Below are 20701 nucleotides of genomic sequence, written 5' to 3' on the forward strand. Positions count from 1 at the left end.
CTTATGCAACTATTTGAATGCAGATATAAGAAAAGAAGACCCGTATCACAGGCCTTCTTTAATAAGCTTACCATCTTTTAAATGCAGAATTCGCTGATTGCTGCTCCCTCTGAACTGAAGGGAGAGGTTTTTCAATTCCTGAATAAACTCTCCGTCTACCAGAACGTCGATGCAGGAAAGCATCCGGTCTGTAAAAGGAGTGTAGATCTTACCTCCGGGAACCATATCTTTGTCAAAAAGATATCCACTGTAACACCAGATGGATTTATCCGGAAAGGTACGCCTGATCTCTTCCAGAAGCTCTGCCAGAACAGGCTGATTCTCTGGCTCGAATGGCTCGCCGCCGAGTAGGGAGAAGCCCTCTATATAAGACGGAGCAAGCAGCTCCAGAATCTTATCCTGTGTCTCCCGGGTAAATGGCTTACCGTAGTTAAAATCCCACGTAGGTGCGTTAAAACAGCCCTTACAGTGGTGCCTGCAACCAGATACGAACAGGCTTACACGCACGCCTGTGCCGTCTGCAATGTCGTAGGATTTAATGTTTCCGTAGTTCATAACTGATTCCTCTTTTCCTCCTGTGCTTGATAATCAAATGCACACATCTTGCAGAAAGCCTTTTTCAAACACGATTCAGGACTTTCATAGTAAAATACCATTATGCAAAAAAATCCGGACAGAAATCAAAATTATGAAATTCAGAAAACTGTCCGGAGTGTTATGTTCAGTGGTAACGTTATATAAGGTTCTGTAAACGTAGTTCACAGAAAACCCGGGAACCATTACTTATTACAGATGTAATACACGATCCTTGATCTCCTGGGTACGTCCCTGGTTCCAGAACTGGGTACCGATGTATCCGCAGGTTCTTCTGGCAACGCTCATCTTGTCCTGATTGCGGTTACCGCAGTTCGGGCATTCCCAGATCAGCTTGCCGTTCTCGTCTTCTTTGATCTGGATCTCTCCGTCATATCCGCAGACATCACAGAAATCACTCTTGGTATTCAGCTCTGCATACATGATGTTATCATAGATAAACTTCATAACAGAGAGAACTGCCGGAATATTCTGCTTCATATTCGGAACTTCCACGTAGCTGATGGCTCCTCCTGGAGAAAGCTTCTGGAATTCAGACTCGAATTTCAGCTTGGAGAATGCGTCGATCTCCTCAGTAACGTGAACGTGATAGCTGTTTGTAATATAATTCTTATCCGTAACTCCTGGAATGATGCCAAAACGCTTCTGGAGACATTTGGAAAACTTGTATGTGGTGGATTCCATCGGAGTGCCATATACAGAGTAGCTGATGTTCTCAGCTGCCTTCCACTGGGCACATTTGTCATTGAGGCGCTGCATAACCTTCAGCGCAAACGGACGAACCTCAGGGTCTGTATGAGGCTTTCCGTACATTCTCATGCACATCTCATGGAGACCTGCATATCCAAGTGAGATCGTAGAATAGCCGTCATAAAGAAGCTTGTCAATGGTCTCACCCTTCTTAAGCCGTGCAAGAGCACCATACTGCCACAGGATCGGGGCAACATCGGAAACTGTGCCAAGAAGACGCTCATGTCTGCAGCGGAGTGCTCTGTGGCAAAGCTCCAGGCGCTCCTCCAGAATCTCCCAGAACTTATCAAAATCGCCGTCTGAGGAGCAGGCTACATCTACAAGGTTAATGGTAACAACACCCTGGTTAAAACGACCGTAGAACTTGTAGGAACCGTCCGGGTTCTTCTGTTTCTCCTCAACGGTAAGGAAGGAACGGCATCCCATGCAGGTGTAAACATTGCCGTTTTTTAACTGGCGCATGATCTTGGCTGAGATGTAATCCGGAACCATACGCTTGGCAGTACATTTCGCTGCAAGCTCTGTGAGGTACCAATATTTGGAATCCTCGTGGATGTTATCCTCATCCAGCACATAGATCAGCTTCGGGAATGCAGGTGTGATCCACGCACCGCGCTCGTTCTTAACACCCTGCATACGCTGCTTCATAACTTCCTCGATGATCAGTGCAAGGTCATCACGGGTGCGTCCCTCCGGAACTTCATCAAGATACATGAAAATCGTTACAAATGGTGCCTGTCCGTTACAGGTCATAAGAGTGATCAGCTGGTACTGGATCGTCTGGATACCACTCTGGATCTCATCCTTCAGTCTGCGTTCCGATACCTTCTGGATGATCTCATCATCAAGAGGCTCACCGCAAGCCTTACGTTCCTCGATTACCTTGTTACGGATCTTCTGGCGGCTGATGTCTACAAAAGGAGCCAGATGGGCGAGAGAGAAGGACTGTCCGCCGTACTGATTGCTGGCTACCTGTGCGACGATCTGTGTGGTAACGTTACATGCGGTAAAGAAGCTGTGAGGCTTCTCAATCAGTGTCTGGCTGATAACCGTGCCGTTCTGGAGCATATCCTGCAGATTGATCAGGTCACAGTTATGCTCACGCTGTGCGTAGTAATCGGAATCATGGAAATGAATGATTCCCTCGTCGTGAGCCTTTACGATCTCCTCAGGAAGAAGAACACGCATGGTCAGGTCCTTGCTGACCTCGCCTGCCATGTAATCACGCTGGGTAGAGTTAATAGTAGGGTTCTTATTGGAGTTCTCCTGCTTGGCATTCTCATTAATCTGGTCAAGAAGAGCAAGGATGCTGTCGTCTGTGGTATTGGACTTGCGGGTAAGCTCTCTCTTGTAGCGATAGCGCACATACTTCTGTGCAACCTCATAACCGCGCATCTCCATAATGCCGGTCTCTACCATATCCTGAATATCTTCCACATTGACAGCGTGGGAGGATTCAAGGGCACGGGTGGCAATCATATCAGCAAGCGCTGTGATCTGGTAATGACTCAGCCTGTGAAGCTTAGAAACCTCCTCATTCGCTTTTTCAACGGCGTTGATGATCTTCGCCTTATCAAAAATAACTTCCACGCCATTTCGTTTAATGACGTTTGCATTGACCTCAGTACTCATTCTTTCAAATCCCTCCATATATTGTGTTTAAATCTTTAATTGCATACTAGATGTTGTGCACTATCAATATTACAGTATTCTACAGAAAAGTCAAGGTCAAAACCATTGATTTTAAAAATCTGTGAAATGTGCTGAATTTTCGTCAGCAGGACAGAAGAATCATTCGGTGATCTCCGGTATAGAGTTCCTGAAATGTGCGGAATCATCGGGGTTATTCCGTATGTGAAATTTTACCGTACACAATAAAACAGTTACTGGATGACCAGTAACATGTTTTGTATGATTTCGCGCCGCAGCTGTGAACAATGTTCACAAAAACACCTGGCGGAATACTGCCTTCTGAATAGTTACGGGGCATGAACAAAGGGCTGCCCTGGGCAACCCTTTCTCGCGTCCGCATCTTCCTCTATTATACTTGGAAAAAAATAAAAATCAACCCTTGACACCACCAGAAGTGAGTCCTCCAACCAGATTTTTTTCAATTCCGACGAACAGAATTACAACTGGAACAATTGCATAGAGGGAAGCAGCAAACAGATACTGCCACTCGATCATATTGTAACCATTGAAAATATTGATACCAACGGTGAGAGGCTTGAAGGTATCAGTGGAGATCAGTGTCAGTGCCACTGTATATTCGTTCCAGGCGTTGATAAATACGAAAATAAGCGCTGTAACGATACCAGGTGCAGCAACAGGCAGAAGGATCCTTAAAAGGGCATGTACGCGGTTACAGCCGTCAATAGTGGCAGCCTGCTCCATCTCAGGGGAGATGCTCAGGAAAGTACCGCGGAGCAGCCAGATAGCAAATGCCTGGTTAAATGCTGCGTTGATAAAGATCAGGCCGATAATGCTGTTGGTAAGATGGAACGCCATCATAACCTTGTAGATACCGATGAGAAGTACAACCGGTGCGAACATCTGGGAGACAATAACAAATCCCAGAAAAGCAGTCTGGCCTTTGAATTTCATTCTGGACAGGGCATAAGCAGCTGGGATACCGCAGACCATAGCCAGAAGAGTGGAGCCTCCTGCGATCACAATGGAGTTCATCATGTAATTGCTCATGGGAGCCAGCTTCCATACGTCTGTGAAGTTGGACCAGATGGCCTCAACAGGGAAAATAGTTCCATTCATGGAAAAGATTTCCGCGCGGCTTTTAAGAGCAGTACATACAGTTACAAAATATGGGTATAAAGTTATCAGACAGATGGCGATGATCACTGCATAGAGCAATACACGCAAAACTGTGTTTCTGGTATTTTTTTTCTTAACTGAAGCATTGGTGTTTGCCATATTATTCGTCTCCTTTCTTCAGTACGGAAACCATGTACAGGCTGGCGCAGAAAAGAAGAATCAGGAAGCCGATAACAGATACGGCTGCTGCCTGTCCCTGTTTGCCATTGTAGAAGGCCAGTTTGTACAGATAGGTAACCAGGGTGTCGGTACGGTTGGCAGGGTCACCCTTGGTGATGGTCCATATGATCGGAAAAGAGTTAAATACGTAGATAATGTTCAGGATGGTACTGATGGTAAGATTCGGACGTACCAGCGGGATGGTGATCTGGAACATTTTCTGCCAGTAGCTGGCTCCGTCTACGGCTGCTGCCTCATAGTAGCTGGCATCAATACTCTGCAGACCGGAAAGTACGGTAAAGGTTACAAATGGAATGGTAACAAAAATACCGCAGGCAATTTCCCAGGCGAAATAAGCACCGGCAGTAGGAGTCCAGTTCACAGCGTGGTCAATAATGCCAAGCTTCATCAACAGTGTATTTAAGGTACCGTAATCTGTGTCGATGATGAATTTCCAGATACTTGCCTGAACGATCAGGGTTGTGGCCCATGGGAAAACAACAACGGCACGTGCAAGCTTACGGCCTTTAAATTCATTGTTGAGGAGGATCGCAAGGATAAATCCAAGGAGTGTGGAGATGCCGACTACGGCAACGGTCCACACAAGGGTGTTTTTCAGCACCATGGCAAAAACAGGGCTGTTTGTTACCTTGCGGAAATTTTCCAATCCGGCGAAGCCTTTGATCAGACCAGCTTTGCTGACGTCGCTTAAGGCCATACGGAATACAAAGATAATAGGAACCAGGATGAAAATTGCCATGAGAAGGACACTTGGCAGGATCCATACATATGGTTCCACTTTTTTGAATTTTTTCTTCACAGGGATACCTCTCTTTTTATAAAAATAGCGTTGACGCTGCGCAGACAAGCACAGAAAACGGCGTTTGTTACGTAGAAAAACAGAACCTTCTTGTGACAAATACAAGAAGTAGTGTTTGCTTCGCAAAAAGGTGGAACCTTCTTGTGCCTGGCACAAGAAGTAGCGTTTGCTTCGCAAACTTAAAAATGGACCGGACCCGTAAGTCCGGCCCATTATCTTCCTCGTAATGGGAAAAACAGTGGATTAAGATCAGCCAGCGATTTCTGCCTGAAGGTCATCCAGTAATTCCTGAACGTCGCCGCCAAGAAGAGCATTCTGCTCTACGTTGATAACGCCCTGTTTTACATCTGCCCATTCTGCTTTCGCTGTTGGATAGAATTTACAGCTGTCTAAGATATCAATCCAGCTTGCCATATCTTCGTTAGCTGCTGCGAGAGCCTCGCCGCCGGACTTGGTTGCCGGAAGGAATCCCTCCATGTCAACCCACTCTGTATAACGGGCATCATCATAGAAATAATCAAAGAATGTGGAGATAGCAGCTTTCTCATCATCTGAGTAGTCGTTATCGAAGCACATGAAGCGGTCCATAACACCTGCAGATACAGACTCGCCTGTATTGGAAGGAATGGAAGCAACGCCGTAGTTTACTTCATTTCCGCCTGTAGCAATGTAGGTAGGTAAGCTGTTCGGTGCGATGAGCATAGCAACCTTACCTGCGCCGAACATATCCTGCAGATCATAACGGGTATCGTTAGCAGGATCGGTGTTTGTGTAACCGGAATTTACAAGATCGATTGCGTACTGGATTGCTTCAACGTTCTGCTCACTGTTCAGTGTCCAGTTGCCTTCATCGTCAACGAATCCGCCGCCGTTGTTCCAGGTGTAGTATGCGAATGCTGCCTGACCTTCGTCAGTAGTCATATCGATACCCCATGGATAAATGCTGTCGTCATAAGCCTTAAGAGCTTCACATGCAGCTTTCAGTTCATCCCATGTAGTAGGAACTTCTACGCCTGCTGCATCGAGGATGTCTTTGTTATAGTACATAGCACGTGCAGATGCAAGATCAGGGATAGCCCATACAGTTCCGTCTACTTCAGACTGTGCAAGGAATGCATCGTACATCTTGCTGTAGGTCTCTTCAGAAACAACGTCCTGGATAGGAAGAAGGAGATCATCTGCCTGATAATCTGCGAATACGTCGATATTCAGGACATCAGGAGCTTCGCCATTGGCGATACGGGTATTTACTACGGTGTAGATGTCGTTCCAGGAAACAACTTCTACGTTCAGGTTAATGTCCGGGTTTGCCTCATTAAATTCTGTCACGAAGTTCGCCCACCAGTCAGCAGTCTGCTGGCCATACTGTGCAGCAATGACGTTTATGTCCACTTTGTCTGCGGCGGATGCGGTGACCGGAGTCATGGAGAGGGCCATTGATAAAGCTGCGCCTGTTGCTAAAACCTGTTTCATTTTCATAAGTATTACCTCCCTTTAGATACGAGTTGAGGCATTCCATAGATATATCCTTGTACCAAATGGAGTGCCTCTCTGTAGAAAATAGCATACAACAAAAACAGTCAGATGTCAACAGAAATTGGTGAAAAAAACAATGAAAAATATCAAAAACAAAGAAAAACACAACGAAATACACAAAAGAAAAAACAAAAAAACACAAAAGCCATGGAAAAAATGTAGAGAGTAGAATAAAATAACAGATAATTTATAAAAAATTATACAAAAAACGAGAAGTATGGTACGAAATCATACAAATCAGGATTTCTTTGCTCACGAAGAAATTACGATAACCAGGATTTGGTTAAAATGTGGTTTGACATTTCAGGGGCGGATATTATACAATCATATTTAATCGAAAAAAATTCAGGAAAGGAGTATGCGGCAGTCAAAAAGAACTGAGAGGGTAAGCCCTGATGGCATGCACTGCTGCAGAACATAAAATGGAAGAATTATACGCTGCAATTGAGAAAAAAATCAAAGCTTCCGGTTATCCGCGTGAGATTTCCGGTGCAGATGTGTATGATGATATCTGCGACCAGATCGAGGGAAAAGAGAACGGAAGCTATATTCTGCTGTCCAAGTTTGAGGATGATGTAATCTTTGAGTATCATATCACGGTAATGGATGATGATTTTAATCTCGGGGTTCTTACCATGCGTACGCCTGAGGGAGTATTTGAGACCGATTTTGATGAATAAAAGAACTATTCAGACACGCTCTGGCAGAAGAGTTTGCCATACGAAATATCCTGTAAGGTAAGAAATCAGGAAGAGTCTGGATTAAGAAATACCAAAATACAATATTAAGAAATACATAGAAAGTGTGCATAGAATGAAAGTATTGGAAATTATTTTGCCCGTACTGGTGATGATCCTTCTGGGTATGGCCTGCAAGCGGCTGAAACTGCTGGATCAGAATGGAATTAACAATATGAAGCTTCTGGTGACCCAGATCATGCTTCCTGTGGCAATTTTCCATGCCCTTGCTACGTCAGAATATAATAAAGAAACCGGAATTCTGGTTGGAATTATGTTTGTAATGCTGGTTGTTTCCTTTAGCATCGGTTTTTTACTCCGCCCGCTTATGCCGGCAGAGCGTTACCGGAAATATCTGCCCTTTATGGTCAGTGTATACGAAGGCGGTTCCATGGCCTATCCTTTATATACCAGCCTTTGCGGAGCGGAGAATCTTTCCCAGATCGCTGTGCTGGATATTGCAGGCCTTTTGTTTGGCTTCAGCGTCTATATGGGAATGCTCGGACAGGTAGAAAACGGGGAAAAGATCGATCCGGGAAAACTGTTTTCCAGTGCAATACGTACACCGGCGTTTATTGCAAGTGTGCTGGGAATCATTGCCGGACTTACCGGTGTGGTGCAGAAGCTTCTTGCCGGACCGTTTGCAGGTACCTATACAAGTGTGGAGAACATTCTCACCACTTCCATAACCTCAGTTATTCTGCTGGTGGTAGGATTCAGCATTGAATTTGATAAGAAACTTCTTTCCCCATGTATCAGGACCATTGTACTTCGTATTCTTCTTCAGGCAGTCATGATCGGGGGAGTGCTGCTGGCAATACATTACATAGTGGGAGATCATCTGCTTTTGAACCTTGCAGTGATCAGCTACATGTCCGCTCCAGCCACATTCAGTATGCAGACCTTCCTGAAGAGTGAGGATGGAAGCGCTTATGTTTCCACCACCAATTCTCTGTATTGCCTGATATCCATACTGGTGTATGTGGTCATGGCATTTGTAGTTTATTGATGCAGAAAAAGAAAGCTTCAGACAGTATCATTTCTGATATTGTTCTGCAGCTTTCTTTTTTTGTTGGATTCGGGGAAAATATACCGCAAAGTGGGGCGTGCAGATTGCGGGAATGATTTTTTCGACACGTTCCAGAGCGTGTCTGCATGAAACCTCTCTGCTTTGGTTATGGATGGGAAACGGCTGTTTTCTGTATGCGCAGCATAATTTTTGCAGTAAAAACACCATTTTCATAAGTGAAGCTGCTGTCTCCTCCGTTTTTTTCTGCAATGTGGCGGACAGACTGGATTCCCACTCCGTTTCCGGGACGCTTGGACGACTGGAAAATATGATTTTTCTCCTGTATTTTTCCTTCAAAGGTATTTTCCACCTGGATCAGGAGAAGGTGCTTATGATGAAGGTAAACCTCTGCATGGATTCTCCTGTTGGAAGACTTTGCTTTCAGACTGGCTTCCAGAGCATTTTCCAGAAGGTTGGAGAGAACCAAGCACATATCAATCTGGTCTATGGAAATGTGGGCTGGCAGATCGGCCTTTGCCCGGAAAGGAATGTTCTCCCGTTTTGCCAGAGCGGCATAATGGCTGATCACGCTGTCAGCCGCCTGGTTTTCACAAAAATGCAGGTCGTAGTCTGGAATTTTACTGTTTGCATTGGAAAGGTATTCTTTTATTTTTTCCAGATCTCCCTTTTCCGCAAGGGAAGAAAGCTGCAAAAAGTGATGGCGGATATCGTGTCGTGCCTGCCTTGCCTCCTCTATGGCAGAGCAAAGGTTCTCATATCGTGCCTGCTGAAGGGAGAGAAAATGATTTTCCTGCTGAAGCCTTGCATTTTTATTCAGGCTGTTGGCCATCATAAGAAACATTGTGTAAAACAGCATGAGAATTACAAGAAGCATCAGGCTGATCACAATGTAGCCCTGCAAAATACGTCCAGTATACAGAGTTCCCTCATATTTGGGAATCATAAAGAGATTCAGACCTATAAAAATCAGTGGCAGTATCCAGAAAACATACCAGGTCTGGGCTAAATTTTCGTCATCGATCATAGTGCGGGCTGCATGGGAGGCCGGGTACCAGGCGGCAGCAACGAACAGCAGACATATTACATTGTAAAAAATACCGGCACTGGTGTGAAACCAGATCTCTGTTTCCGGAAGTCCAAGTCTTTCTGCCACAATGGCATTCACTGCTCTGGAAAGGCTGTTTACACAGGCAAAGACCCCACATACTGCCAGAAAAATGCTGCCGGATTTCCAGATAGAGATAGTCAGGCTTTTGTGATAGATCAGCATCAGTACCAGCAGAGTGGGAAAAAGCACTGAGCTGGTAGGAATGTTAAGAAAGTAACAAAATCCTCCTTCCAGGAGACAGATTCCTGCCAGAAGAGGTGCAAGCCATGCAGCCAGTCTGCCGGGCGGTTGTTTCAGATAGGTCTGTACCGGCAGATAGGCAAGGAACAGACCGGAAATCATTACCGTAAGCTCCAGAACAGGTCTTAATATAGTATTCATATTCAATGTCCCCTTTGAAACAGAAAATCCATAAAAGTCTGTCTTGCATTTTTGACCAGCTTCCGGCTGACGGAAATCCGGGTTTCATCGTCCAGGATAAACAGGGCTCCATCAAAATCAACAGCATGCTCCAGATTGATCACAACGCCTCTGCTGCAAAGATAAAATCTTGGATCCATTTTTAGGGATGTAGTAAAGGCTTCGAAGGACTGGCGGGTGATCAGCTCTTTGCCGCCAGTGGTGTGAATATGGATCATATGGGAAAAATGTTCTGCGTATATAATATGTCGAAACGGAACCTGCACATTGCTTCCGTTTACTTTTATATCTATGTATTTTCCAGAATCCGGGATCCGGGAAAGAACCTCATCGATCAGGTCTGAAATCTCATTTTCGGGATATGGCTTCACAAGGTAGTGCATGGCACGGACCTTGAACCCATCCAGAGCATGATCCGTAGAAGTGGTAGTAAAAATTAAAAGTGCATCTGAGTCAAATATCCGAAGCTCTCTGGCAGTCTCGATCCCATTTGCACCACTCATGTAGATGTCCAGAAAAACGACGGTGAAAGGACGTTCCTTTGCCGCAATAAGAAAATCTTCTCCATTTTCAAATTCAAATAAATTTACGTGAATCCCACGTCTGGAAAGCTGTTTCGTCAGTACGTCTGCGAGCTTGTCACGCTCTTCTTTAATGTCATCAACAATTGCAATTCTCATAATGGTTTCCTTTGTTTTGTGATAGGTTTATTATAATACCATTCGTGCCATTTTCCAACACTTCGTGACAGAATTATTGAAATAGGATGTGGTTTAATTATAATAAACCTATGACTATTAAATCTGGTACCATTTAATTTCGTTTGCATCCATATGAAGCGGGAAGCTGCTGCCATCTCCTTTATAGACAACTGTATCCTGTGGCTCGTAAGTATTGTTTACGACACAGTACTTGCCATTCTTTACATAAGCGTGGACTTCTACATTATAATTGGTGGAATACCATCGGTTCAGTTCGTCCTCGGCAGATGCAGACCAGAGAACCGCACGGTAGAGTACACGGCTGTTTCTGAAGCTGTATGGAAGTCCGCTGATGTAAACACCGCGGCCTTTTCCAAAGGTTTTTACTGCCATCTGAACCTCATGGTCATTCTGGATCAGGATCTGGGTTTCCGGAAGCGCAAAAATATTCTTTTTGCCCTCACCGAAGTCCACATCACCTTCTACATCAGCCAGAATAAAGTGGTCTCTGTGTTCCTCCCAGTTGTATTTATCGGTATTTAAATTGAAGCCTCTTTCTTCTTCCACACCCAGTACATCATCCAGCTGGAAGAATTTTCCCTGCCACTGATGGGCTGCAGGCTCGCCAACTCCGATGAAACCGCCACCATTGTAAACGAACTCCTTTACAGCAGTAATAATGGTTTCATTTACCCAGTACTCGCCGCCGCTTTGCGCAGTATCCGCATCCCCTACATTGATCACAACATCAAATTTTTTCAGCAGATCCTTATCTGCCAGAATATCATCAAAACTGATAAAGGATACATCAAAGGGTGCACCGCTTAATGCCTCAATAATGCCAAAATAAGAGTAATTCTGTTTGTAATAGATTGCGTGATGTACCATATGATTGCCCCAGGAACGCATGCGGCCCCAGCAGTTTAACACAGCAACACGTTTCACGCAGTAAGGAGTCACACCCTGGATATTATCATAAAGGGTACGGAATTCCTGGCAGACCTCTTTAATATACTGGACAAAATCTGGGAACTGAAGAGCCAGCTTCAGATATCCGCCATAACCAATTCTCTGGATGGGGCTTCTGAGAATGGCACGCCTTGCAGTTACCCAGTTTACCTTCGCCTCTTTCACCGGGTCTCCACCTTCGTGGAAGGTGTCCGGGAAAAAGTATGGAAGAAATCGTCCTTCCGTGTATTTTACATTTTTAATATCGCTGAACAGACGCAGGGTTGCACCATTTCCCACACTTCCAACCACAGCATCAAGACCGATGGAAGCAAACTCATCCATAAATGGCTCCATGCCGATCCAGTGGTCACCCATGAACATCATGGCTTCTTTGCCATATTCATGGACAATGTCTACCATCTCCTTTGCAAGCTTCGCAACCTCGCGACGCTGGAATGCCTGGAAGTCCTTGAATTCCTTAGATGGAATGCGATAGGTATTGTTCATGTAGCCCTGGTCGATAATGTATTCCGGGCGGAATGGATAGCCGACCTCTTTTTCGAACTGCTCCAGCACATATGGACTGACAGATGCGGAATAACCGAACCAGTCCACATATTTTTCCCTTGCCAGCTCATCAAAGATCAGGGTGAACTGATGGAAAAAGGTGGTGAAGCGTACCACATCCACATACTGATGGGTGTCAAGGAATCTGCGGAGGCGCTCCAGGGAATGAGCTCTTGTTTTTGGCTGGCGCACATCAAATGTGATCTGCGGCTCTACATCTTTCCAGTCGTTTACCACTGCATTGTACATATGCACCGGATCCCACATAATATAAGCCAGGAAACTGACGGTATACTCATGGAACGGTTTTACAGGTGTAATTACCACATTTCCGCTCGCTTCTTCATAATGCCACTGACTTGCCGGAACCACTTCTCCTGTGGTGCGGTCGATCACTTCCCACCACTTTGTGATATCATCGCGTGTGTTCACCTTCAGCATATCCGGGTACAGGTGATCCATAAGGTGGATCTCCAGTTTGTCTGATGTTGCAGTGTGGAAAGAACTCATAATGTACATTTGCTGGATCTCATCCGGATTAGCCTTTGCCCAGGCATTGTCCTTTCGGGTGGTATAGTAGGTAGCGTAGATTTTCGCACCGGTGTCCTTCAGCTCCTGTGGGAATTCGGTTCCATCACAGTCACGGATGGCATCTGCGCCCCACTCATTCATAATATCCAGTGTTTCCTTTACCACATCCAGGTTGGTAGGAATGGTAACTCTGCCTTTTTTCTGTTCCATTTTGCGACCTCGCTTTTCTCTTTTTTATTTACAAAGGTTGTTAATATTGTTTGATGGTTGTTTTTCCTATAATATAAGAATACGTTTTTGACAGCTGTTTTTCAACAGAGTTGTTGCTATGGTTTTTAGAAATCTTGCTGTATTTTCCGTTTCATGGTACTCTAAGTGTGCGAGCTTTTTTCATTGCTGCTTGCAGACACTGTATTCGAAATATCGGGAGCTGACAGCGCAGACAACAAACTATAGTTTATGATACGTAAGGAGAATCTATGAGTACACGTTCCTTTTCTTTTTCCAATGATAATCCACTTTCTACAGAAGCAGTTCTGGTGAATGCCTCATCCTCCAGATACGAAGAGGACTGGCCCAGCATTCCTCATACCCATGCTTTTACGGAGCTTTTTTATGTTTCCAGAGGAAGCGGCGAATTTCTTATAGAAAATCAGCGCTTTTCCATTGCCAGGGATGATCTGGTCATTATCAATCCACATATCCTGCACACGGAAACTTCTCAGAGCGCTGCGCCCCTTTCTTATTATACTGTAGGAGTGGATGGAATCAGTTTTTCTTTCCGGGATCAGAAGGAATTCCAGATTTTCAACTGCCGGAAGATTAATACAGATCTTTTGTTTTATTTTCACTCCCTTTTTCAGGAATTAGATGAAAAAAAAGAGGGTTATGAAGAGATTTGCAGACACACGCTTTCCATTCTTATTGCCCAGCTTCGCAGGATTACAGATTCCGGCTTTCAGCTGGTGCCTTCTTTTCATCCAAGTAAAGAGTGTGCACAGATCAAGCGCTATCTGGATTCTAACTATGGGGAGGACATCAATCTGGATCAGCTGGCTGCATTAAGTCATCTGAACAAGTATTATCTAAGCCACGAGTTTACCCGATATTATGGGATTTCTCCCATTAACTATCTGAACCGGCGCAGGATTGAGGTTTGCAAAAATCTTCTGGAAAATACAGATCACGATATTTCTGACATTGCCCATCTTGCAGGCTTTTCTTCCCAGAGCTATCTGGCGCAGAGTTTTCGGAAATCTTGCGGTATGACGGCTATGGAGTACAGACGAAGCAGGCGTGAATAAACAGAGATATTATTTCCGCGAGGCGTTTTTTGTGAACAAGGTTCACAGAAAACCCGAGAATTGCGGCACGAAATCATCCTGCGTCAATATAGCAGATACTTAATTTTCGATGTACTAGTCACGGAGTGACCAGTAACGTTTTGGCTAAAATGCCAAAAAACAGTTGAAGACACAAGTAAAAACTTGTATAATTACTATAGTAAAAAGTGAAATCATATTAAAATCATATACAGGAGGAAACTATTATGAAAGAAGTGAATGACAAAAAAGAGAGCATGAAGCCTATGAGTCAGGCAGCTGTTGAGCTGGATGATGAAGCGTTGGATCAGGTCAGCGGAGGCCTGAAGAGGCTGGACAGCGATTGGAAGCCGGAAATAACAGAGATTTGCAAGTTATGCGGCTCCACCAGAAACGTCCGTGGTGGTTTATGCCTGGCATGCAAAAACAAATGTTAACAGCAAAAGAAAGGATAAATTTAAAACGGTATTATGCTTTCACGAGAAAAAACAAAGACAGACGATCAAAGGCAGGATGTAAATGATTATCCGGTGAAAGAACAATATGTTTTAAGCAGATTATTGCCCGAGTATGTATCTTTATACCGGATAGATCTTAATTCCGGCAAATATGAAATACTGAGACTGGATGCGAATACCAATGCCAGGCAGCTGGCGGAGAAAGATCCCCATCCGCCTGAAAATTTTGATGAATATGTGAGAAGATATGCAGACAATTTTATTCTGGATGAAGAGAAAGAAGAGTTTATAGACTGGCATCTTTGCGCAAATATGAAAAGAAGGCTTTTACATGAAGAGAAGTTTACTTACCATTACCACAGTGTTTCAAAGGAAGGGAAAGATAGCTATTATGAAGCCTATGTAGTGAAGGGAAAGACAGATGATGAGACCTTTGATGCTTTTCTTGGATATCGCAATATAGACAGTATCCTTTACAAAGAAAAGGAAATCCAGGAGAAACTGCAAAAAGCATTGAATGAGGCCAGATTAGGAAATGAGATCATTTCCTCCATTGCCAGAACGTACCAATATATTTCCAGAATTGATATCCAGGCGGATTATTTTGAGGAAATTTCCAACAGGGATGTGGAGCATCTGAAATATATTCATTCAGGTACTCTGTCTGAAAACAACAAAAGAGTTTGCCGTGGACTGGTGGCAGAAGAGTATCAGGATGCTTTTGAAAAATTTACAGATATCTCTACACTGCCGGAACGAATGAAAGACGAAGAATCCGTCGTTATGGAATACCGGATGAAGGATGGAAGCTGGCATAGTCTGCGCTTTATTGAGAAGAAAAGGGATGAGACTGGCCGCCTGACCCATGTTCTTTGTGCGATTCGAAGTATCAGTGATGCGAAGAGAAGGGAGCAGACTCTTATATACCAGGTTGCAGAAGCAAAGAAGGATGCGGCGGTTAAAACCAGGTTTCTGTCTAATATGAGCCATGATATCCGAACTCCTATGAATGGGATCATAGGCATGGTTGAACTGGCAAACCGTTATCCCAATGACCCTGAAATACAACAAAAATGCAGGGATAAGATTATGGATTCCTCCAGATATCTGGTTTCCCTTGTAAACGATATACTGGATATGAATAAACTGGAGTCGGGAGATATTGTTGATCAGGAGCTTACTTTTGATCTGACAGAAATCCTGAGCAGGATCAACACAGAAAAGCAGCTTCAGGCAGCTGAGAAAAATATAGAATGCATTGTGGATTGGGAAAAATCAGAGCTAAGTCATATATTATTAACCGGAAATTCTGTTTATTTGGAACGGCTTCTGAATGCGATTTCTGATAATGCGGTGAAATTTACAGAACCAGGCGGAAGAATCCATGTATGGTGTAAAGAGAAGTTTGCAGATGAAAAGCGGGTAGTGTATGAATTTGGCTGTGCAGATAATGGTCCTGGTATGAGCCAGGAGTTTGTGGCACATGCGTTTGACCTTTTTGCCCAGGAGAAGGAAACCAGCCGGTCGAAATATGAAGGCACCGGACTGGGACTTCCCATTGCAAAGAAGCTGGCAGACAGAATGGGCGGCACGATCCGGATCGAAAGTAAAGAGGGAACCGGCACAACTGTGATCATGACAATTCCGTTCAAAATCGGAGAAGCAGAAAAAGCCCGGAAACTGGAAGATTTTGTAAAGGACCAGAATACGATTTCCCTTGAAGGTCTCCGGGCATTAGTAGTTGATGATAATGAGCTGAACAGGGAAATCGCCAGCTTTATCCTGGAAGATAACGGGCTTCTTGTGGATTGCGCCAAAGACGGACTGGAGGCAATTGGGAAATTTGAAAAGTCCGAGCCAGGGTATTATGACGTGATTTTAATGGATATCATGATGCCAAACTTAAACGGCTGGGATACTGCCCGGAGAATTCGTTCCATGAAAAGATCAGATGCAGAGCGCGTACCGGTTATTGCCATGAGTGCCAATGCATTTGCAGAAGACATTATAAACAGCCGGATATCTGGCATGGATGAGCATCTTACCAAACCCCTTGAACCGGCAAGGCTTGTAAATGTACTTAAGGATTGTATCTGGAGGAGAAAACATAAGCTGTAAACAGGCTGTTGATCAGTGGAGGAAGGATGCGTGCAATGAGCAACAGCTGCATCCTTGATCGTTGCAAAATCAGAAAAGAAGCTTGATATTGACAAATATATGAGTTAAAATCAGAAGACATAATTCGTTTATATTTTATTGGTTTATGTCAAAAAATTTGTCAGGAGAAAACAGATATGAGTAGTAAATCTAATACACAGGCAATGGAAACGGAAAAAATCCCACGTCTTTTGGCGCAGCTTGCAATTCCTGCTGTTGTGGCACAGATCATTAATCTTTTGTACAACATTGTAGACCGTATTTATATTGGACACATTCCCGGTGTTGGCGCGGCAGCATTAACCGGTGTGGGGTTATTTACGCCAATTCTTATGCTGATTAATGCCTTTGCCATGCTCGCAGGTTCAGGAGGTGCTCCCAGAGCTGCAATTTCCATGGGAAAAAAGGATAATGCGACAGCGGAAAAGATTCTTGGAAACTGTTTTTCGCTTCTTATTCTTATGGCTGTGGCCCTTACGGTGATTTTTTTCGCTTTCGCTCCACAGCTTCTGACAATGTTTGGTGCCAGTGATAAGACCCTTCCTTATGGAGTGTCATACGCAAGAATTTATATACTGGGAAGTATTTTTGTCCTGATCGTAATGGGAATGAATCCTTTTATCACCACACAGGGATTTGCAAAGATCAGTATGATGACTACTGTGATCGGTGCGGTGATCAACATTATTCTGGATCCTGTTTTTATTTTTGTATTTGACCTGGGCGTAAGCGGTGCTGCAATTGCTACTGTTTTGAGTCAGGCTGTTGGTGCTATCTGGATTCTTCGTTTCCTGTCAGGAAAAAAGACCATTCTCCATCTCAGGAAAGAGAATTTCAAATTACAAAAAAATATTATTTTACCATGCCTGGGGCTTGGAATATCCACTTTTGTCATGTTGTCCACAGAAAGTATTCTGTCCATCAGTTTCACCTCCAGCCTTTCAAGATATGGCGGAGATCTTGCGGTTGGAGCCATGACTATTATCACAAGTGTCAGCCAGCTTGCAACCTTACCGCTGCAGGGAATATGCCAGGGCGGACAGCCGATCATGAGTTATAATTTCGGTGCCGGCAATAAAGAGCGTGTTAAAAAAGCATTTTTTACGCAGTTTACAGTCTGCACGGTTTTTACCGGCTGCTTCTGGCTGATCATGCTTCTGTTTCCCAGGCTCTTTGCAGGTATTTTCTCTAATGATACGGATCTGATCACGTATACCGCATGGGCACTGAGAATCTATATGGCAGGTATTTTTTCACTGGGATTTCAGGTTTCCTGTCAGCAGAGCTTTATGGCACTGGGACAGGCGAAAGTCAGTCTGCTGCTTGCATGCTTAAGAAAACTGATCCTGTTGATTCCGCTGATCTTTATTCTGCCGCTTTTCATTCAGAATAAGGTATTTGCCGTTTTTCTGGCTGAACCAATCAGCGATATACTGGCAGCAATCATTACAACTTCAACTTTCTTCAGACGATTTGATAAAATACTGGATAGAAGATAAGAATAAAAGCCATTTGGTTGGATATGTTTCTGACTGAATGGCTTATTTTTTTGCTACGGCAACCGAATTCAGGCTGAATATGGCGGAAACACATCTTTATACAATCTTAATACAGAATCAGATACTCTTATACCATCTTTAAAGGCAATTATATATAATGGGTGCAACAAAAAAGTAATCATTCGTAAGGAGTTTTGATCATTTATGCCGGAAAAATCATATAAGAAAAAACATCTGACATCTTTTCAGCTAATAATTCTGGGATTTGCAGGAGTGATCCTTTTGGGAAGCATTCTTTTAATGCTTCCATTTTCATCTGTAGATAGAATACCAACTCCGTTTCATGAGGCTCTTTTTACAGCCACTTCGGCGGTATGTGTAACCGGGCTTGTAGTAAAGGATACCGGAAGCTACTGGTCTCTGGCAGGACAGACGATTATTCTTATACTCATACAAATAGGCGGTCTGGGAGTGGTAACGGTGGCTGCATCTGTTTCCCTTCTTTCCGGTAAAAAAATATCCCTTATGCAGAGAAGTACCATGCAGGATGCGATTTCCGCGCCTAAGGTTGGCGGAATCGTCAGATTGACAAGGTTTATTTTAAAGGGGACATTTTTGATTGAAGCTGCAGGGGCAGTGTTACTGCTGCCGGTTTTTTTATGGGATTACAAGGGAAAGGGAATCTGGCTGTCAGTCTTTCATTCTATTTCCGCTTTTTGTAATGCAGGATTTGATATTCTGGGAACATCTGCAAATCCTTTTCCCTCTCTGACCGGGTATTCTGCAAATGTTCTTGTAAATGTAGTGATTATGCTTCTGATCATCATAGGGGGAATCGGTTTTCTCACCTGGGACGATATTTATACCAACAAAATGAAGTTTAAACGTTATCGCATGCAAAGCAAGATTATCCTTGTGACTACTGCATGCTTGATTTTAATTCCGATCATTTTTTTCTTCACCTGTGATTTGAAAAATCTATCCGCAGGGAATCGCTTATTAGCTGCGGCGTTCCAATCGGTAACTACAAGAACTGCCGGATTTAACACGATTGATATTTCAAAGATGAGTGAAGCCTCAAAAGCTGTTATGATATTGTTAATGCTGATTGGCGGTTCACCTGGTTCTACAGCTGGTGGAATGAAAACCACAACGTTTACAGTTCTTTTGTTAAATGCAATTGCCACATTCCGAAGCCAGGAAAATGCAGGGGCTTTTGGCAGGAGGCTGGAATACCATGTGATAAAAAATGCGGCGACAATAGCCATGCTTTATTTTACGTTATTTTTTTGCGGCGGACTTGCAATCAGTGTATATGAAGAGCTTCCTCTTTTAGACTGCCTGTATGAAGCTGCTTCAGCTGTGGGAACAGTAGGACTCACACTGGGAATTACACCGAAGCTTCATATGTTTTCGCAAATTGTGCTGATTATACTGATGTATCTGGGGCGTGTAGGTGGTCTGACTCTGATTTATGCGGTGCTTTCAAGAAGAAACAGGGGAAATGCAAAACTGCCTCTGGAGAAAATAACAGTTGGATAAGAAGGAGAAAATATAATTATGAAAAATGTATTGCTTATTGGACTTGGAAGATTTGGAAGACATATTGCTAAGCAGCTGAATCAGCTGGGACATGAAATTATGGCAGTTGACTGGAATGAGGAGAGAGTAGATAAAGCATTACCATTTGTGACCAATGCGCAGATTGGTGACAGTACCAATGCTGAATTTTTACGTTCCCTTGGAATAGGAAATTACGATATCTGTTTTGTAACCATTGGAGGAAGCTTTCAGAATTCTCTTGAAACAACTTCTCTTCTGAAAGAACTGGGAGCGAAACTGGTGATATCCAGGGCTGAGCGTGATGTTCAGGAAAAATTCCTTTTGCGTAATGGTGCGGATAAAGTGGTTTACCCGGAAAAGCAGGTTGCAAAGTGGGCCTCGATCCGTTACACAGATGATCACATCCTCGACTATATGGAGGTGGATGCATCCCATGCGATTTTTGAAGTGGAAGTGCCGGAAGAATGGGTTGGAAAAACAGTAGGAGAACTGGATATCAGAAAACGCTACAATATTAATATTCTGGCAGTAAAAAATGAAGGAGAATTTGGTATTGCAATTTCACCGGATACGTATTTTGAAGAGAATCATAAATTACTGGTGTTAGGAGAATACAGAGCCCTTCAGAAATGTTTCAGAATATAGTCATTTGTTATGGAGAGGCTGCTATAGAGGTGAAGACAATGGCAGAAGGAATATTGGCAGTTACTGTATTTTGTATGTTTGGACTTGGATTTTATATTGCAAATAAAGCAGATCAGTTTTGGGGCGAAATTCAGGAAAATATGGAAGAAAAACAGCAGTCATCGAAGACATTGTTTTTGAATACTCTTTCAGATGAAGAATTGTTAAGAGAGATTCATGAGTGTAAAATTGAATATAAGGAAGCTGAAATTATAATTTTTGATGGACAGTCCGGGTATGAAAAAAAGAATTTTGACCATAATACAGTCGCATGATATAATTGCA

18 protein-coding genes and 1 pseudogene are annotated in these 20701 nt (G+C 43.6%); 10 read left to right on the top strand and 9 right to left on the bottom strand.

Translation table 11 applies throughout. The annotated features are described in order from the left end of the window. Positions 1-45 precede the first annotated feature (45 nt). The 5 genes from nrdG to AB5618_RS00685 form a co-directional block, all read right to left on the bottom strand. Positions 46-555, bottom strand: a complete 510-nt coding sequence (gene nrdG / locus AB5618_RS00665) for an anaerobic ribonucleoside-triphosphate reductase activating protein (RefSeq protein ID WP_173717772.1) — start codon at positions 553-555, stop codon at positions 46-48. Positions 556-786: 231 nt separating this feature from the next. Continuing rightward, complete coding sequence (gene nrdD / locus AB5618_RS00670) at positions 787-2976, bottom strand: anaerobic ribonucleoside-triphosphate reductase (protein ID WP_118578071.1); 2190 nt, start codon at positions 2974-2976, stop codon at positions 787-789. A 432-nt stretch (positions 2977-3408) separates the two neighbouring features. After that, positions 3409-4272, bottom strand: coding sequence for a carbohydrate ABC transporter permease (locus tag AB5618_RS00675; protein WP_313718516.1), 864 nt, complete (start codon positions 4270-4272; stop codon positions 3409-3411). A gap of 1 nt (position 4273) precedes the next feature. Next, a complete protein-coding gene (locus tag AB5618_RS00680; RefSeq protein ID WP_226837207.1) occupies positions 4274-5152 on the bottom strand; it encodes a carbohydrate ABC transporter permease in 879 nt (292 codons plus the stop codon). A gap of 249 nt (positions 5153-5401) precedes the next feature. After that, positions 5402-6631, bottom strand: coding sequence for an ABC transporter substrate-binding protein (locus tag AB5618_RS00685; protein WP_226837204.1), 1230 nt, complete (start codon positions 6629-6631; stop codon positions 5402-5404). A gap of 479 nt (positions 6632-7110) precedes the next feature. Here AB5618_RS00685 and AB5618_RS00690 point away from each other — a divergent pair, with 479 nt between their 5' ends. Continuing rightward, positions 7111-7368 (top strand): hypothetical protein, encoded by a 258-nt coding sequence (locus AB5618_RS00690; RefSeq protein WP_148462016.1) that lies wholly within the window; start codon positions 7111-7113, stop codon positions 7366-7368. Between the two features lie 133 nt (positions 7369-7501). Then, positions 7502-8434, top strand: a complete 933-nt coding sequence (locus AB5618_RS00695; RefSeq protein WP_195982968.1) for an AEC family transporter — start codon at positions 7502-7504, stop codon at positions 8432-8434. Here AB5618_RS00695 and AB5618_RS00700 read toward each other — a convergent pair. After that, positions 8412-8537, bottom strand: a complete 126-nt coding sequence (locus AB5618_RS00700) for a hypothetical protein (RefSeq protein ID WP_368356999.1) — start codon at positions 8535-8537, stop codon at positions 8412-8414. The two genes, AB5618_RS00695 and AB5618_RS00700, sit on opposite strands and share 23 nt — an antisense overlap. On the opposite strand from AB5618_RS00700, the pseudogene AB5618_RS00705 reads away from it, so the two are divergent. Continuing rightward, positions 8502-8576 (top strand): annotated as a pseudogene (locus AB5618_RS00705) (DUF6783 domain-containing protein); the annotation flags it as partial. The gene AB5618_RS00700 and the pseudogene AB5618_RS00705 sit on opposite strands and share 36 nt — an antisense overlap. Positions 8577-8600: 24 nt before the next feature. Here the strand turns inward: AB5618_RS00705 and AB5618_RS00710 are convergent. The 3 genes from AB5618_RS00710 to gnpA all read right to left on the bottom strand — a co-directional run bounded on the left by AB5618_RS00710 (position 8601) and on the right by gnpA (position 12943). Further along, positions 8601-9944 carry a sensor histidine kinase gene (locus AB5618_RS00710; RefSeq protein ID WP_173769053.1) on the bottom strand — a complete coding sequence of 448 codons (1344 nt, stop codon included), beginning with the start codon at positions 9942-9944 and terminating at the stop codon, positions 8601-8603. Between the two features lie 2 nt (positions 9945-9946). After that, positions 9947-10663, bottom strand: a complete 717-nt coding sequence (locus tag AB5618_RS00715; RefSeq protein ID WP_173717776.1) for a LytTR family DNA-binding domain-containing protein — start codon at positions 10661-10663, stop codon at positions 9947-9949. A gap of 117 nt (positions 10664-10780) precedes the next feature. Next, positions 10781-12943 carry a 1,3-beta-galactosyl-N-acetylhexosamine phosphorylase gene (gene gnpA / locus AB5618_RS00720; RefSeq protein ID WP_173769052.1) on the bottom strand — a complete coding sequence of 721 codons (2163 nt, stop codon included), beginning with the start codon at positions 12941-12943 and terminating at the stop codon, positions 10781-10783. 269 nt (positions 12944-13212) lie between these two features. Between gnpA and AB5618_RS00725 the strand changes: the two genes are divergently transcribed. From AB5618_RS00725 to AB5618_RS00755, 7 genes are all read left to right on the top strand, one after another. Next, on the top strand, positions 13213-14037 hold the full coding sequence (locus tag AB5618_RS00725; protein WP_173716000.1) for an AraC family transcriptional regulator: 825 nt from the start codon (positions 13213-13215) through the stop codon (positions 14035-14037). 245 nt (positions 14038-14282) lie between these two features. Then, complete coding sequence (locus tag AB5618_RS00730; RefSeq protein ID WP_173716001.1) at positions 14283-14492, top strand: hypothetical protein; 210 nt, start codon at positions 14283-14285, stop codon at positions 14490-14492. 33 nt (positions 14493-14525) lie between these two features. Continuing rightward, positions 14526-16631, top strand: a complete 2106-nt coding sequence (locus tag AB5618_RS00735) for an ATP-binding protein (protein WP_173735584.1) — start codon at positions 14526-14528, stop codon at positions 16629-16631. Between the two features lie 176 nt (positions 16632-16807). Further along, positions 16808-18169 carry an MATE family efflux transporter gene (locus AB5618_RS00740; protein ID WP_173735585.1) on the top strand — a complete coding sequence of 454 codons (1362 nt, stop codon included), beginning with the start codon at positions 16808-16810 and terminating at the stop codon, positions 18167-18169. Positions 18170-18373: 204 nt separating this feature from the next. Continuing rightward, positions 18374-19711, top strand: coding sequence for a TrkH family potassium uptake protein (locus AB5618_RS00745; protein ID WP_173735586.1), 1338 nt, complete (start codon positions 18374-18376; stop codon positions 19709-19711). Positions 19712-19729: 18 nt separating this feature from the next. Next, complete coding sequence (locus AB5618_RS00750) at positions 19730-20377, top strand: TrkA family potassium uptake protein (RefSeq protein WP_173735587.1); 648 nt, start codon at positions 19730-19732, stop codon at positions 20375-20377. Positions 20378-20415: 38 nt separating this feature from the next. Beyond that, positions 20416-20691, top strand: a complete 276-nt coding sequence (locus AB5618_RS00755) for a hypothetical protein (protein ID WP_173735588.1) — start codon at positions 20416-20418, stop codon at positions 20689-20691. The last annotated feature ends 10 nt before the right edge of the window (positions 20692-20701 follow it).

The organism is Ruminococcus sp. J1101004sp1_RTP21198st1_B9_RTP21198_201120 (assembly GCF_040924245.1).
In the GTDB taxonomy this organism is placed as follows: domain Bacteria; phylum Bacillota; class Clostridia; order Lachnospirales; family Lachnospiraceae; genus Blautia_A; species Blautia_A faecis.